The 16170-nt window shown below is 46.2% G+C and carries 15 protein-coding genes and 2 pseudogenes; 3 read left to right on the forward strand and 14 right to left on the reverse strand.

Going from position 1 to position 16170, the window contains the following annotated elements; translation table 11 throughout:
- The first annotated feature begins 25 nt into the window (after positions 1-25).
- Complete coding sequence (locus F891_RS05785) at positions 26-835, forward strand: cytochrome C assembly family protein (RefSeq protein ID WP_004730673.1); 810 nt, start codon at positions 26-28, stop codon at positions 833-835.
- Between the two features lie 60 nt (positions 836-895).
- Here F891_RS05785 and F891_RS05790 read toward each other — a convergent pair whose 3' ends face one another.
- The 6 genes and pseudogenes from F891_RS05790 to F891_RS05815 all read right to left on the reverse strand — a co-directional run.
- Entirely contained in the window at positions 896-1657 is a 762-nt protein-coding gene (locus tag F891_RS05790) for a class I SAM-dependent methyltransferase (protein WP_005251061.1), read from the reverse strand.
- 129 nt (positions 1658-1786) lie between these two features.
- Complete coding sequence (locus F891_RS05795) at positions 1787-2395, reverse strand: DapH/DapD/GlmU-related protein (RefSeq protein WP_005262539.1); 609 nt, start codon at positions 2393-2395, stop codon at positions 1787-1789.
- A 31-nt stretch (positions 2396-2426) separates the two neighbouring features.
- Positions 2427-3365, reverse strand: coding sequence for a phenylacetic acid degradation operon negative regulatory protein PaaX (paaX, locus tag F891_RS05800; RefSeq protein WP_004279192.1), 939 nt, complete (start codon positions 3363-3365; stop codon positions 2427-2429).
- Between the two features lie 63 nt (positions 3366-3428).
- Positions 3429-4721: a phenylacetate--CoA ligase PaaK gene (gene paaK / locus F891_RS05805; protein WP_005262541.1), complete on the reverse strand. Its 1293-nt coding sequence runs from the start codon at positions 4719-4721 to the stop codon at positions 3429-3431.
- Positions 4722-4781: 60 nt separating this feature from the next.
- Positions 4782-5993, reverse strand: coding sequence for a 3-oxoadipyl-CoA thiolase (pcaF, locus tag F891_RS05810; RefSeq protein WP_005262543.1), 1212 nt, complete (start codon positions 5991-5993; stop codon positions 4782-4784).
- An 11-nt stretch (positions 5994-6004) separates the two neighbouring features.
- Positions 6005-6304, reverse strand: a pseudogene (locus tag F891_RS05815) (3-hydroxyacyl-CoA dehydrogenase family protein); the annotation flags it as partial.
- Between the two features lie 59 nt (positions 6305-6363).
- Between F891_RS05815 and F891_RS05820 the strand changes: the two are divergent.
- The gene (locus tag F891_RS05820) at positions 6364-7065 is read left to right on the forward strand and encodes an IS1 family transposase (RefSeq protein WP_004282341.1); all 702 of its coding nucleotides are present in this window, start codon (positions 6364-6366) and stop codon (positions 7063-7065) included.
- A gap of 8 nt (positions 7066-7073) precedes the next feature.
- Here F891_RS05820 and F891_RS05825 read toward each other — a convergent pair.
- From F891_RS05825 to paaA, 8 genes and pseudogenes are all read right to left on the reverse strand, one after another.
- A pseudogene (locus tag F891_RS05825) lies at positions 7074-8354 on the reverse strand (3-hydroxyacyl-CoA dehydrogenase NAD-binding domain-containing protein); the annotation flags it as partial.
- Positions 8355-8357: 3 nt separating this feature from the next.
- A complete protein-coding gene (paaG, locus tag F891_RS05830) occupies positions 8358-9149 on the reverse strand; it encodes a 2-(1,2-epoxy-1,2-dihydrophenyl)acetyl-CoA isomerase PaaG (protein ID WP_005247159.1) in 792 nt (263 codons plus the stop codon).
- Positions 9149-9919 (reverse strand): enoyl-CoA hydratase-related protein, encoded by a 771-nt coding sequence (locus F891_RS05835; RefSeq protein ID WP_004646060.1) that lies wholly within the window; start codon positions 9917-9919, stop codon positions 9149-9151. The genes paaG and F891_RS05835 overlap by 1 nt, the downstream gene beginning before the upstream one ends.
- Before the next feature lie 38 nt (positions 9920-9957).
- Complete coding sequence (paaE, locus tag F891_RS05840) at positions 9958-11016, reverse strand: 1,2-phenylacetyl-CoA epoxidase subunit PaaE (RefSeq protein WP_005262548.1); 1059 nt, start codon at positions 11014-11016, stop codon at positions 9958-9960.
- A gap of 75 nt (positions 11017-11091) precedes the next feature.
- The gene (gene paaD, locus F891_RS05845) at positions 11092-11592 is read right to left on the reverse strand and encodes a 1,2-phenylacetyl-CoA epoxidase subunit PaaD (RefSeq protein ID WP_004646058.1); all 501 of its coding nucleotides are present in this window, start codon (positions 11590-11592) and stop codon (positions 11092-11094) included.
- A 28-nt stretch (positions 11593-11620) separates the two neighbouring features.
- Complete coding sequence (gene paaC, locus F891_RS05850) at positions 11621-12376, reverse strand: 1,2-phenylacetyl-CoA epoxidase subunit PaaC (RefSeq protein ID WP_026056591.1); 756 nt, start codon at positions 12374-12376, stop codon at positions 11621-11623.
- A gap of 16 nt (positions 12377-12392) precedes the next feature.
- A complete protein-coding gene (gene paaB / locus F891_RS05855) occupies positions 12393-12683 on the reverse strand; it encodes a 1,2-phenylacetyl-CoA epoxidase subunit PaaB (protein WP_004279183.1) in 291 nt (96 codons plus the stop codon).
- Positions 12684-12716: 33 nt separating this feature from the next.
- Positions 12717-13661 (reverse strand): 1,2-phenylacetyl-CoA epoxidase subunit PaaA, encoded by a 945-nt coding sequence (gene paaA / locus F891_RS05860; RefSeq protein ID WP_004646055.1) that lies wholly within the window; start codon positions 13659-13661, stop codon positions 12717-12719.
- 263 nt (positions 13662-13924) lie between these two features.
- Between paaA and paaZ the strand changes: the two genes are divergently transcribed.
- Positions 13925-16036, forward strand: coding sequence for a phenylacetic acid degradation bifunctional protein PaaZ (gene paaZ, locus F891_RS05865; RefSeq protein WP_004646054.1), 2112 nt, complete (start codon positions 13925-13927; stop codon positions 16034-16036).
- The last annotated feature ends 134 nt before the right edge of the window (positions 16037-16170 follow it).

Here is a 16170-nt window from a genome sequence, read left to right on the forward strand (position 1 = left end):
TTCATCACCCTTAAAAAGGTTTGACATGGTTAGCCTCCCCTTGGTTTATACGATCTTAGCATTAGTCGCTTATACCGCTTCCTTCTGGTATCTGTTCATTCATTTAATGTCTAAACGTGCTCCTAATCAATGGTTTGTCTCGCTAACCGCACTGCTTGGACTGGGCTTGCATGCGCTGGTTTTATATGGCGATATGCATACCCCGCTGGGCATCAATTATGATGTCTTTGCCCTGTTTTCCTTTACCTCTGGTCTGATGCTGTTACTCAGCATTATTTACAGCACTTATCGTCCGATTATTGCCCTGAACCTGATCGGGATTCCGGTGGCTGCGACCGGATTAATTCTTGGCTTTGCGTTTACTCAGCCTGCAAAAATCATCACACAAAACTCTTTGGGTCTGGATATTCATATTATCCTGTCTTTGTCTGCTTATGCGGTATTGCTCATGGCGACCATTCAGGCCGTAATTTTACGCTTTCAGGATCGTGAGCTGAAAAAGAAGCAAAAACGCCGCGTTTGGGTCAGTTTGCTACCCTCTTATCAAGACATGGAATCATTGCTGTTTGATATGCTGATGACCGGTTTTGTTTTACTTACCCTCGCTTTGGGCTTTGGCTTTTTTACCATCGACAATTTCTTTGCTCAACATCTGGCACATAAAACTGCGTTCAGTATTATTTCCTGGCTGGTTTACGGTTCACTATTAATCGGACACTGGAAGTTTGGCTGGCGTGGCCAGAAAGCCGTGCGCTTTACTCTGCTCGGTTTTGGCTTGCTGGCACTGGGTTTTATTGGGTCTAAATTTGTGCTGGAAATGATTCTAGGGCGATAATTCTGAGCCTTGAAATATTCAATCCATTGTCCAATAAACAGGCTTTAGCTTGAATATTCTTTAAACGGTTATACGCCCCGCACGCACTGATAATGGCCAGCGAATGACTCTAGGCAATTCTGGACCTTCCCATTGTGGCAATAAGGCATCTGCCAGTACATTCAGTGGATTATGTCCAAGTGCTTTAGTGGCAGCTTTCACGGCCGACAAAGTACTCATATAACCAATTAACTGATAAAAGTTCCATTCAACCTCTAATACAGGTGGTTGAATCACAATTTCCTGAAATGGAAATGGTAGATTTTTATATCCTTCATCTACATGGCGACGTTCAGGCGGCCAGTACGGTGCAAGCGTCACCTCATAAAAATGCTTAAAGTAATGATTCAGATGTGGCTCATCCACACTGAACACGCCATAGCTAATTAAAGCCAGAATGGCATTGGGCCGGGCAATACGGCGAACTTCTGCATAAAACTTTTCCAGATCGAGCCAATGCGCTGCTTGAGCCACCGCAATCAGATCAATACTCTGGTCAACACACGGGATCTCTTCAGCGAATGCCTGACCATACTGAATTTTTGGATGCGGTTTGGCCTGGGCAAGCTGTTCACTACTTGCATCAATTGCCATCACCTGATCGAAGTAATTCGCCAAAACCTCTGAAAGCTGTCCAGAACCACAGCCGACATCTACAGCCAATTTAGTACCTGGTGACAGCTCTGCCAATAGCTTTCCCAATGCATCCGGATAATGCGGACGAAACAAGGCATAGTCCTGTGACTGCTGGGAGAAATGATCTTTAAATTCCCTATTTTCCATATATGCTTTCCAGACCAGTTTTATTTCAGTCTAAATAGCCGGTCAGGGAATGCAGTTGGAATTTGGTTTCATTCACTTCCTGTTTTTAAAATGCAGAATTCATTCAATGAATAGAATCATGTTCTTGACTTAGTCATTCAAGCTATTCTGCTTGATCTGATACTCTGCCTTGAAGGCTTTATAGCTCAGCCGGTCTGCGGAGACTTCTGTTAACGGACTGACCTCCTGCATTGAGGACAAGCAGCGCTCGGTCAGCTGAATATATTCTTGCGTCCCTTTGCTTTTCCAGGCGATTTCTTTGGCTTCCAGGGGACGGATGACCCGCGCCGGACTACCGAGTACCAATGAATTTTCCGGAATTTGAGCTTTAGCTTTAACCGTGCTATTGGCACCGATAATGGTATTTTCACCAATTTCGGCTTCATCCAGAATTACGCTGTTCATGCCCACCAGTACATTTTTGCGAATGATACAGCCATGTAAAATCGCGCCATGTCCGATATGACCATATTCTTCGACCAGCGTGACGCTACCGGGAAAGCCATGAATGGTACAGGAATCCTGAACATTGGCATTTTTCTGGATATGAATCCCACCAAAGTCGGCTCTTAAAGTAGCAAAAGGCCCGATATATACGCCCTCTTCAATCACCACATCCCCAATCAGAACGGCTTGCGGATGTACATAAGCGCGAGCGCTGACCACAGGAATCACCCCATCAATGGCATAACACGGCATTATTTTATTCCTTTAAAAATGCAGAATTAGATTAGCTGACGGCTTCCAGTCGCAAACCGCCAAAACGTTTATAAAATTGTGGATGTACTGGTGGCATCGAACCTTCCGAAGTTCGTGCGATCTCCATAAAGAATTCATCCCCTGCCGCAACCACGGTTTGATATAAATTACTGCTTAAATTACGGGCATTCAGGGAAAGCCAGTTAGACGGCAATAATTCAAAAGGCAGATTCGGATCTTTTAATAAAATCCGGCGGAATTGATGAATCAGCAAAATTCGTAACTGAAAAGCCTGAACCGGATCCAGTTCATCTTCCTGTTCCACCAGATGAAAGAATTCCCGGAAATCCGCAATGAATTTTTCATAACGCTGATGCAGTTCCTGCACCGGCCAATTGGTGGCCACCATGCGTTTCACAGTTGGATAGGATTCCTGCCAAAGTTGCAAGGTTTCAGCTTTGAACACCACCACCTGATCGGTCATTTTCAGATTCAGCAGCAGGTTTTGCAGTTTCTGATGATCACAACCCGGATAGGCCATGACATTGGTGGCGATATTGGCAAAGCCCAGCCATTCCAGTTCTTTTTTCAGAACCAGTTTATTTTCCAGTTCCACTGAACTGAGTAGCACCAGATCCCATTTCTGATCCCATTCAGTGTGCTGAAAACTATAAATTTTTTGATCCGCCATAATGAAGCGCTGGCGGCTACTTTCGGTCACGCGATAATAACTGGTGCGACCAATTTTTTCAGACATCAGCCAGCCATTTTGGACCAGACGGAATACGGCAGTCCGTACCGATCGTTCATTAAATCCGAAGACATCCATAAGCTGAATCAGACTGGCCAGACTGATAATGCCACCCCGGTGAAAAATACAGTCACCGAAGATGGTCATGATTAATGAGGTTCCGCTGAGTGCTTCAGTTTGAATAAAGTCATCAATTATTTGTTTTAATTTCGGATTCATTGCGTTTAACTTTACCTTATAGAAACTGAATGATAGACCATTTGGCTATCATCCAATAGTACTTCATGCAGACTTGCGGATATCAAAAACGCGCTGTGCCTTACCTTCAGAGCGTGGCAGACTCCCTTCAGGCAACACTTCGACACTTACCGTGATTCCGACCATGGTTTTAATCTGGCCCTTAAGCTGAGTTGCCAGCTGGTGCGCCATAATGTCACTGCTATCTTTACGCATTTCGGTACGGATATGCAATGTATCCAGATGTCCCTGTTTGCAAATCTGGATTTGGTAGTTCGGAATCAGTTGCTGGATCTGTAAAATCTGCTCTTCAATCTGCGACGGGAACACATTGACTCCACGAATAATCATCATGTCATCACTACGGCCGACAATCTTGTCCATACGGCGCATGGTGCGTGCCGTGCCTGGCAATAAACGGGTCAGGTCACGGGTACGGTAACGGATCACCGGCATGCCTTCTTTGGTAATAGTGGTAAATACCAGTTCACCTAGCTCACCGTCTGCCAGCACTTCGCCAGTTTCAGGATGAATGATTTCAGGATAAAAATGATCTTCCCAAATGGTTGGGCCATCTTTGGATTCCAGACATTCCATGGCGACGCCCGGCCCCATCACTTCTGACAGACCATAAATATCCAGCGCATCAATGCCTAGACGCTCTTCAATTTCCTTACGCATTTCATTGGTCCATGGCTCTGCACCAAAGACGCCGGTTTTAATCGAACAGTTTTTGGCTGTACCAAATTTCTTCTCAAGCGCTTCAATAATATTCAGGCAGTAAGATGGCGTGACCATCAGTGCTGTCGGTTTAAAGTCATGAATCAGTTGCGCCTGTTTATCGGTTTGTCCGCCAGACATTGGGATCACCGTTGCACCCAAACGCTCAACGCCATAATGCGCACCTAGACCGCCAGTAAACAGACCATAACCATAAGACACCTGAATAATATCTTTGCTGGTCAAACCGGCTGCTCGAAGAGAACGCGCCACCACGTCAGACCAGACATTAATATCATTCTGGGTATAACCAACCACGGTCGGCTGACCGGTGGTGCCAGAAGATGCGTGCACACGTACAATCTGTTCCTGCGGCACAGCGAACATGCCAAACGGATAGTTATCGCGTAAATCCTGTTTGGTGGTAAACGGGAATTTCGCCAGGTCTTCCAGTGATTTGAAATCATCCGGATGCACACCAGCATCATCGAATTTCTTTTTATAAACCGGGCTATTCTGATAAGCATATTGCAACGTCTTTTTCATACGCTGTAGCTGAACACTGCGTAACTCATCAACCGATACTTTTTCAATTTTTTCCATTGCATTGTTATTCATATTCTTACTCCTGACGCAGTCTTCCTGACCACGGTTTAATTCATTGATTGAATGATGTGTTTAATCCATATTTTCTAAAACCAGTGCAACACCTTGACCAACACCCACACACATGGTGCAGAGTGCATATTTGCCATTACGACGTTTTAATTCTTTCATGGCGGTAATCACCAAACGGGTGCCACTCATACCCAGCGGATGACCCAAAGCGATGGCACCACCATTCGGGTTAATTCTGGAATCATCGTCTTGCAAACCGAGTTCACGGATCACAGCCAGCGATTGTGCTGCGAATGCTTCATTCAGCTCAATCACATCCATCTGTTCCAGACTCAGGCCAGTCTGTTTCAGCACTTTCTGTACCGCTGGAACCGGCCCAATACCCATATATTTAGCTTCGACACCGGCGCTGGCCATCCCGATCACTTTGGCTTGAGGAGTTAAACCATGCTGATCGGCAAACTGCTGATTGCCGAGCAATACGCAAGCCGCACCATCATTGACACCCGAAGCATTGCCGGCGGTGACCGAACCGCCTTCTTTACGAAATGGGGTTTTTAAGGCGGCCAGATTGTCCAGTGTCGTCTCTGCGCGCGGGTGCTCGTCCTGGGAAATGGTCAGGATGGTTTTCTTTGGCCCTTTAACCTCTACTGGCAGAATTTCTTCGGCAAAAATACCTTCTTGCTGTGCTACTGCGGTTTTCTGTTGGCTGTGATACGCAAACAGGTCCTGGTCTGCACGGCTAATCTGATACTTTTCAGCGACGTTTTCGGCCGTTTCCGGCATGCTGTCAACGCCAAACTGGGCTTTAAATTTTGGGTTGATAAAACGCCAGCCAATGGTGGTGTCATAAATTTCTGGAGTACGGCTAAACGCTGAGGTCGGTTTAGACTGCACAAAAGGCGCACGGCTCATGGATTCTACCCCACCGGCCAAAATAAACTGTGCTTCACCCGATTTGATGGCACGTGCTGCAAGTCCAATGGCATCCAGACCTGAGGCGCATAAACGGTTCACGGTAAGTGCGGGAACAGATTCAGGCAGTCCTGCAAGTAAAGCCGCCATACGCGCAATGTTACGGTTATCTTCACCGGCCTGATTGGCACAGCCCAAGATCACTTCATCCAGTTTTGCCCATGGCAATGCCGGATGCTGCTCTTTCAGATACTGAATCGGGAGTGCTGCCAGATCATCAGCACGAATGCTGCTCAGCCCACCGGCATAGCGTCCGATCGGGGTACGAACTCCATCAAAAATATAAACCTGTTCCATGATTATTCCTTTTAGCCAGCCACGCGTAATGGGTGCTGCTGAGTTTGCTGTGCCTGTCCCTGCACCGCTTTCTTTGCTAAATATATACTAGTTCTATAGCGATCTTCACAATAAATACGATACATATTTTCTAAAATTTGTAAAATTGTGTAATACCCAATTTTATCTGCCCATTCGAATGGACCACAAGGATAATTCACTCCATATTTCATAGCAGAATCAATATCTTGCTCTGATGCAATATCATTAAATACCGCTTCACAGGCTTCATTCACCAACATGGCGATACTACGTATAACATAAAGACCCGGGGTGGTGTTTCAAAAAGTATGCTGAAAAAAAGCAGGTTGGATTTTGATAAAATAGAGAAATGCGAATAACTCTAGAAATCAAGTGTCCAGCCTGCCTAAGTGACAGTATAAAGAAAAATGGCACAAAAGTAGATGGTAAGCAAAATTACCAATGTAAAATATGCAGACGTCAATTTATTGGTGATCATGCTCTCAGTTATCAAGGCTGTCACTCAGGTATCAAAACCAAAATATTACACCTCATGGTGCGAGGCAGTGGTGTCAGGGATATAGCAGAAATTGAAAGAGTAAGTATCGGTAAAGTTCTACGGACACTTAGCCAATCAAAATATCAACTTCGAGCACAGCAAAGTCATTATGAAACCCTTGAAGTAGATGAGTTTTGGACTTTTGTTGGTCATAAGCAAAATAAACAATGGCTAATTTATGCCTATCATCGAGAAACAGGTGAAATTGTTGCTTATGTATGGGGTAACCGAGATTTAGCCACTGCAAAACGACTTAAATTAAAATTGAAGCAGTTAGGTGTAAGCTATACATGTATATCAAGTGACCATTGGGATAGCTTTGTTACGACCTTTAAAGAATGCAAACAGTTGATTGGTAAATTTTTCACTGTGGGTATAGAAGGCAATAATTGTCGATTACGGCATCGAATCAGGCGAGGCTTTAGGAGAAGCTGCAACTTCTCCAAAAAGCTTGAAAATCATTTCAAAGCCTTTGATTTAGTGTTCTTTTATATCAATAATGGATTCGTTTAATGCCAGCATACTTTTTGAAACACCACCAGACCCGGATGATCCTTAGACCAAATAGGTATCATATCCATACCTATGAAGAATAGCTCCACTGCCTGGCGCTGTTCAGTACTACACGCCGGTGATGCAACGACTGGAATTGCCTCGGCATTTGTCCAATCTGCATGCCAGTCCATCAACACTACAGGCTCATGCGGATAAGCCAGTTCAACCGACTCACCGAGCGACATTCGCAGAGAAAGATCACCAATCAGGATTTCATTCTGTTCTGCTGCCTGAAAACTCAGTTCCACATGGGCTGCCTGTTTTAAGCGTGCAATCAATGCTGAGGAATGCAGCCATTCACCTTTTACCGTGACTTTGAGCTTATTCAGCGACTTGGCATAACATACTGGCAATTCATACACTGGTGCAGGCTTGGCCTGCATATAATCATAAAAACCCTGACCGGACTTTCGGCCATAACAGCCAGCATCGACCAGCTCTTTTTGAATCAAGGACGGGCGGTAGCGTGGTTCATAGAAAAACTCCTGGTAGACACTTTGTGTCACCGAGAAATTCACATCCTGACCAATCAGGTCCGTGAGTTCACACGGTCCCATGGCAAAACGGCCACATTCGCGCATGATGTAATCGAGCTGTTCCGGAGTGGTGGCATTTTCCTGCAAGGCACGAAAGGCTTCGGCATAATAAGGCCGCGCGACACGATTGACGATAAAGCCGGGGGTCGATTTGGCCCGTACCGGGACTTTGTTCCAATCCTTCATCAGCTCAAATACTGCATCGGCAAGGACTGCTGAGGTTTTCAGTCCGTGGATAATCTCGACCAGCTTCATTACCGGTGCCGGATTAAAGAAATGCAGTCCAATCACCCGCTCCGGATGTGGAATCGCCGAGGCAATGGCGGTAATGGAAATCGATGAGGTATTGGACGCAAAAATCGTCTGTTCCGGGCAAATGGTATCCAGCTGTTGAAACAGGTTTTGTTTGACTTCTTTCTTCTCTACAATGGCTTCAATAATTAAGCCCGCATCGGCCAGCTGCTGAATGTCCTCTGCCACAATCAGATTGGCAAAGGTACTTTCCAGCAATTGCTGGGTCATTTTGCCATTTTGTACGCGCTTGCTAAGCTGCGCCTCTAAAGCAGTTAAGGCACTCTGAACTTTGCTGCGATCGAGATCAAACACATAGGTCGGATGCCCGTGCATGGCTGCCAGTTGTGCAATACCAATCCCCATGGTTCCAGCACCGACCACAGCAACTTTGACTTGTTCCAAATTGATCTGTTGCATGATTTAGCATCCTTTATATTCAGGGGTACGCTTCTGCATAAAGGCTTGTACACCTTCTTTATAGTCGCTTGAACGTCCAGCCAGACGTTGCAGGTCACGTTCCAGAATGAGCTGCTCATCCAGATTATTGTCGGCTGCGGCATGGATGGCTTTTTTGATCAGGGACAGACCATAGGTCGGTTGCTGTGCCAGATGCTCTGCCAGTTTTTTCGCTTCTGCTTGCAGTTGTTCATCTTCAACCACTTGCCAGATCATGCCCAGTTGTACTGCGCGCTCAGCCGGAATTTTATCGCCGAGCATGGCAAGGCCCATCGCCTGAGCACGCCCGACCAGACGCGGCAGGAACCAGGTACCGCCTGAATCTGGCACCAAGCCAAGACGGCAGAAGGCCTGAATAAAGGAAGCCGATTTTGCTGCCACCACAATGTCACAGGCCAGGGCAATATTGGCGCCTGCCCCTGCTGCCACACCATTCACCGCACAAATCACCGGTTTAGGCATTTCAGTAATCAGCTTAATCAGAGGGTTGTAATATTTTTCAATCGACAGACCTAAGTCCGGTGCATCGGCATTCGGATCGACCACACGGTCATTCAGATCCTGACCGGCACAGAAACCGCGGCCTTCGGCTGAGATCACTACGGCACGAATCTGGCTGTCTTTGGCCCAGGCCTTGATGACCTTGGAGACTTCCTGATGCATGGTTTCATTAAAGCTGTTGAGCTGTTTTGGACGGTTAAAGGTCAGGTAGCCCACTGCATTTTTTTCTTCGACAATAATTGTTTGATAATCCATTACACACCTCTAAATTCTGGTTTTCTTTTTTCTAAAAATGCATTGATGCCTTCCTGGCGATCTTGGGTCGCCGCCAGCCAGACAAAATGTTGACGTTCAAGTTTCAGTCCCTGACTTAAAGTCACTTCATGAATCGACTTTAAAGATTGCTTGATGGCACGAATAGCCAGCGGTGCCTGCTTGGCAATTTTTTCTGCCAGCTCCAGTGCGTATTGCACGGTCAGTTCTGCCGGACAAACCTGGCTGCTAATGCCATGTTGCAATGCGGTCTGTGCCGAAATCATTTCACCGGTCATGGCCCAGCGCATCGTCAATTGCTGACCGACCAGACGGGCCAGACGCTGGGTTCCACCGGCACCCGGCAACATGCCTAAGCCAATTTCAGGCAAGGCAAACTGGGCATTTTCTCCGGTCAGCACCATGTCACCATGCAAAGCCAATTCGAAACCTGCACCAAAAGCATAGCCATTTACGGCCATGATTAAAGGCTTGGAAAATTCATCAATTTTTTTCCACAGCAGTGGCCGCTGATCCTGCTGGATGCTAACCACATCTAACTGCGCCAGCTCATTTAAATCGGCACCAGCAGCAAAGCATTGTGTATTTCCGGTGATGACCACGGCTTTCACAGCAGCATCTGTTTCCAAGTCTTGTAAACAGGCTGCAATGTCTTGCAAGGTGGCATTGTTTAAGGCATTACGCTTTTCCGGGCGATTCAGCTCAATCAGTACCACACCTGGCTTGGGTGAGCTGGTTTTAATGTAAGTCATCCTTGAACTCCTGCTATGCTCAGCAATTGATTCCGTACTTATTCATCAAAACTCAGACGTACATTGGCTGTGGTCGGACGTGCCTGACAGCTCAGCACATAACCTTTCTGGATTTCGTCTTCTTCCAGACTGTAATTCACCGCCATTTCAACCTGACCTTCCAGCACCTTACATTTACAGGTAGCACAAACGCCGCCCTTACAGGCATATGGCAGGTCGGCTCCGGCACGTAGCGCAGCATCTAAAATACTGTCATCCTGTTTAGAGACTTCAACAATCAGCTCGCGACCATCGAGGATGATATTGACGCGTTCTTCACTGCGGCTTTCCATCTGCTGGGCGGTTGCTCGTGGTGCAGTCCCGGTATTGAAACGTTCGGTATGAATCTTGCTGCGCTGAATGCCCCAAGTCGGTAATACCGTTTCGACTGCTGTCATCATTTCTTCAGGACCGCAAGCGAAACAGTGATCTGCTTCGGCAGAAATCAGATTGGCCTGAAATAACTGCTGCAATTTGTCTGCATCAATCCGACCATTAAAGATGTCACTGTCATTCAGTTCACGTGAAAAAATATTTACCAGTTGCAGACGTTCCTTAAAACGGTCTTTCAAGTCCATGATCTGTTCAGAGAACATGGTCTGTTTCCAGGAGCGGTTGCCATATACCAGAGTGAATGTTGCTTCCGCTTGACGGTTCAACACCGACTTTACAATCGATAAAATTGGTGTAATGCCACTGCCTGCTGCAAATCCTAGATAATTCTGGCCACCAGCCTTGGCGGCTTTCTGAAAGAACACCCCTTGCGGTGGCATGACTTCTAGTACATCGCCCGCTTTGAGATGCGCATTGGCCCAGGTTGAAAACTGACCCTGATCAATTTTTTTAATCGCAATGCTCATGTCTTCCTGAGTATCACTGCAGATCGAGTAGCAGCGGCGCAGCTCGCCGTCATCGCTTAAATGGCGGATGGTGAGATGCTGACCTGGCTGATATTGGAAAGCATCCAATTGTTCAGGCGCGAGATCAAAGGCAATGCAGATCGCCTGCTCGGTTTGTGGCTGAATCGATTTAATGGTTAACGGTATAAATTGGCTCATGGCAAAATCCTTCTTTTAGGTGGCGGTGTTCAGGCTTGTTATTGGTTTACCCTGACCACCGAGCAATCGTTACAATCAAATACATTTGAAATAGTCAAAAGTTTCTAAGCAGTCCCGACATTGATATAAAGCTTTACAGGCGGTTGAACCGAATTCACTTAATAATTTGCTGTTATGACTTAAGCACTGTGGACAGGTGATGCCATCGGTCAATGCCACATGCGTACCACAGCTATGTGACTGGCCTTGCGGCGGGGCAATACCATACTGCTGTAATTTGTGTTTGCCCGATTCACTCATCCAGTCCGTAGTCCAGGCTTCAGACAGATCGACAATCACTTTGACTGGCGTCAAACCGTTCGCCTCGAAAGCCTGGGTAATTTCTGCTTTTAATAAATCCGTGGCCGGACAGCCGCTATAGGTCGGCGTGAGTCGCACCACAATTTCATCCTGCTGATTCAGCTCGACGCCACGAATCATACCCAGATCAATCACTGACAATACCGGAATCTCTGGATCAGAAACCTGCTGTAAAACGTCCCAACATTGATCTTCTACGTGTCGAATCAGATTCATGCGACTCACTCCCTGTGATTGTGCCGAATTACCAGTTCATGTTTGGATATGAGCGCTGCATGTATTGCAGTTCAGCCAAAACAAAACCGAGATGTTCTGTATGTAAACCCTGTTTAGCCCCACTGCGATAAGCGCCTAGCTCTGGCAGGCTTAATTCAAATCGCGCTAACTCGGATGTAATGGTCTCCAGCCACTGGGCTTTTAAATTTTCAATATCTGGAATGACACCGCTATCGACCAACTGTCTTTCATCAGCCGTCAGAACAAAAAGTTCCTCGGTAAAACGCCATAACTGGTTTAAACCTTGCTGGGTTTTTTCATGCGCTTCTGCGGTACCTAAACTTAGGCGCTCCATCCAGGTGGTGGAAAAACGCTGGTGATATTTCACTTCTTTGAGTGACTTCACTGCAAAGGCGGCCAACTCAGCATGCTGACTTTGACTTAAGGCGCTAAACAATAAAGCGTGGTAGTGATCCATCAACCACTGGCGCACCAGGGTCTGGGCAAAGTCACCATTCGGCTGTTCACACAGCAGCAAATTACGGTATTCACGTTCGGTACGGAAATAAGCCAGCTTGTCTTCATCACGGCCCTGTCCTTCCACTTCACCCGCCAGACTGAGGGCAGTACGTGCCTGACCCAATAAATCCAGTCCGATATTGGCTAAGGCAATATCCAGCTCCAGTTCAGGTGCATGACCACACCACTCTGCCAAACGATGAGACAGGATCAGTTGACTGTCACCCACATGTAAAAGAAATTCTGCCAATACTTGATTTGTCATCATCTTCATCCTTCCCTTACATGTGCTCGATGCCAGCTGGAATGTTATAAAAGGTTGGATGACGATAAACCTTGTCCAAAGCGGGTTCAAAAAACTCTGCTTTTTCATCTGGCTGGGAAGAGGTAATCAATTCAGATTTCACCACCCAGATACTGATGCCTTCATTGCGGCGGGTATATACATCGCGGGCATTTTGTAGTGCGACTTCCTCATCCGGCGCACGCAGGCTGCCGACATGACGGTGACTCAGACCCTGTTTACTACGCACAAACACTTCATAAAGTGACCAGTTGTTTTTGTTATTCATGAGCAAATTTCCTTATATTGATCAAACTATTTTTTAAGCAACTTTTTGTGCTGCTGACTGTTGCTGCTGTTTCTGCGCATAGACGGCTGCTGAATCACGTACCCACTTGCCGCCTTCCCAAGCTTTGCGGCGTGCTTCAATACGCTCATGGTTACACGGTCCCTTGCCTGCAAGAATCGCAAAAAACTCATCCCAATTGATTTCACCAAATTCATAATGTCCGGTGGCTTCATTGAATTTAAGGTCTGGATCGGGAACGGTTAAACCCAGCTGTAAAACTTGCGACACGGTGTTATCGACAAATTTCTGACGTAGCTCATCGTTACTGAATAATTTAATTTTCCACTGCATGCTTTGTGCACTGTTCGGTGAATTATCGTCACTTGGACCAAACATCATTAGGGCCGGCCACCAGAAACGGTTCACTGCATCTTGTGCCATCTGCTTTTGTTCCGGCGTACCATTGGCCAGTTCCATCATGGCTTCAAAGCCCTGACGCTGATGGAAACTTTCTTCCTTACACACACGCACCATAGCGCGGGCATAAGGACCATAAGATGTACGGCACAGCGCAACCTGATTGACAATTGCTGCACCATCTACCAGCCAGCCAATCGCGGCAACATCGGCCCAGCTCAGGGTTGGATAGTTGAAAATTGAAGAATATTTCATGCGACCGGCAATCAGTTTATCCATCATGTCGTCACGATCCGCACCCAAGGTTTCTGCAGCACTGTACAGATACAAAGCATGACCGGCTTCGTCCTGAACTTTTGCCATCAGCACAGCTTTACGCTTCAAGGTCGGTGCACGGGTAATCCAGTTGCCTTCCGGCAACATGCCCACCACTTCAGAGTGTGCATGCTGACCGATCTGACGAATCAAGGTCTTACGATAAGCATCCGGCATCCAGTCCTTCGGCTCTATGGAAATATCCTTTTCAATCTTTTGATCGAAGATTTGTTGTTGGTTATTCATTGTTCCCTCACTTATCCCAAGTGTTGATACACCCAAATTAAAACGATACGTAATTAAAATCAATATCTATTTATTGGTATCATTTAATTTTTATCCCTTATTTTTTGTAAATATATGTTTTACATCATTTAATATTTTTTATTTTATTGTTATTCATTTTTAAACACAGATTTATGATTGACATTTTCAATTTTTCAACACAAATTATGAAACATCAAAATTAAAAATACCCCTCAAAACGTATCATAAATGGAGTTTTTACAATGTTAGAGTTAGACAGCAGCTCAAGCACAATGGATTATCAAGATACTGAATCAACTCATAATCCTATTGCCATCAAAAGCTTAGCTTCACTGGTGTACGGCCAAGAATACACAGCGCAAGCCGATTTACGTACGGTTTATCATGCCATTAGCGGTGAGGCGGTTTATCAAGTTGGCAGTCAGGGTATCGATACCCAAGCCGTGGTGAAGTATGCCAAACAAAAAGGTGCGACTATTGCCACATGGACGTTTCATCAACGTGCCAATGCACTGAAGCAAGTGGCACAGTATTTGATGGAACGCAAAGAAGACTTTTATGAACTTGCCAAGGCAACCGGCTGTACCCGTAAAGATGCCTGGATTGATATTGAAGGCGGGATTGGGACCTTATATGCCTATTCGAGTTTGGTGCGTCGCGAACTGAGTGATGAAACCGCATGGGTTGAAGATGCATGGATTCCGCTATCCAAGCAAGGCAACTTTGGCGCCAAACATATACTGAGTCCTAAAGCCGGTGTCGCAGTGCATATCAATGCCTTTAACTTCCCGATCTGGGGCATGCTGGAGAAAATCGCACCGACGCTACTAGCAGGCGTACCCTGTATTGTCAAACCGGCAACAGAAGGTGCCGAGCTGACCCACGCCGTGGTCAAAGCTATTCATGAAAGCGGCTTTTTACCAGAAGGTTCACTTCAGCTGATTTGCGGTCAGATTTATGATTTATTTGATCATTTAAATCCTCAAGATACGGTCACCTTTACCGGTTCAGCATCAACAGGACAAAAACTCCGTTCTCATCCGCACCTCAATGCCTACTCTATTCCATTCACGATGGAGGCAGATTCAGTCAACAGCGCGATTTTGACTGAACAAGCCAATGACGAAAGCATTGATTTATTTGTCCGTGAAGTCTTCCGTGAAATGACCTCTAAAGCCGGACAAAAATGTACCGCAATTCGTCGTGCATTCATTCCGGCTGAACTTTTGGACACCGTACAGAGTCGCCTAATTGAAAAACTGAAAAAAGTCGTTGTGGGTGATCCGGCTCAGGAAGGCGTGACGATGGGTGCTTTGGCCAGCGTCAAACAGAAATATGATGTCGCGGCAAAAGTTGAACAGCTCAGCCAGGATGCAGAGATCGTATTCGGTAGCCACTTGCGTCAGGACTTTAAGATTCAAGTACAAAACGCTGAAAAGTCTGCATGCTATCCACCGACAGTTTTGGTATGCAAAGTGCCAGCTCAGGCAGAAAATATCCATAAGATTGAAGCCTTTGGACCTGTAGTGACTTTAATGCCATATACTGACCTGGCTCAACTTGCTGACCTGGTGGCACGTGGCGAAGGTAGTCTGGTGGCATCCATCGTACGCAATACCGATGAAAATATTGAACAACTGCTCAGCAAAATTTCGCCATGGCATGGTCGTGTACACATTCTGGATGCTGAAAGTGCCAAAGAAAGTACCGGACATGGTTCGCCATTGCCCTTACTGGTGCATGGTGGGCCAGGACGTGCCGGTGGTGGTGAAGAACTCGGTGGCTTGCGCGCAGTCAAACATTATATGCAACGTACTGCGATTCAAGGCTCGCCAAATGCCATGACCCAAGTCGGCCATAGCTGGACTGCCGGAGCTCAGGTCTTTGAAGACCGAGTGCATCCTTTTAAAAAATCATTTGATGAATTGCGTATCGGTGAACGTTTACTGACTGCACGACGTAGCGTGACCGAAGCAGATCTGGTGAATTTCGGCTGCCTGAGCGGTGATCATTTCTATGCGCATATGGACAAGATTGCTGCAGCAGAATCGCTGTTTGGTGAGCGTGTTGCCCATGGCTATTTCGTGGTGTCTGCTGCGGCCGGTTTATTCGTTGATGCCGCTCAGGGTCCAGTCATTGCCAACTATGGCATGGACAACTTACGCTTTGTGGAGCCAGTAAAAATTGGCGACACCATTCAGGTAGAACTGACCTGTAAGCAGAAAACTCCAAAAGCACTGCGCGATCCGGCACAGAAGCCACATGGTGTGGTGGTCTGGGATATTAAAGTGAAAAACCAGCGCGATGAACTGGTTGCAACCTATGATATTTTAACCCTGGTTGAACGTGGCTAAAAATGCACACTAAAAAAAGGAATCATTATGATTCCTTTTTTTAGTCTTTAAAAATTATTTGTATCTATTCTTAAAAACAGATTGACGCCTATCCATTTAGCCTCTAGATTAATTAAATGCGATACAATATAAAA

Origin of the sequence: Acinetobacter sp. CIP 101966 (assembly GCF_000369725.1) — a bacterium.
GTDB lineage: Bacteria > Pseudomonadota > Gammaproteobacteria > Pseudomonadales > Moraxellaceae > Acinetobacter > Acinetobacter lwoffii_Q.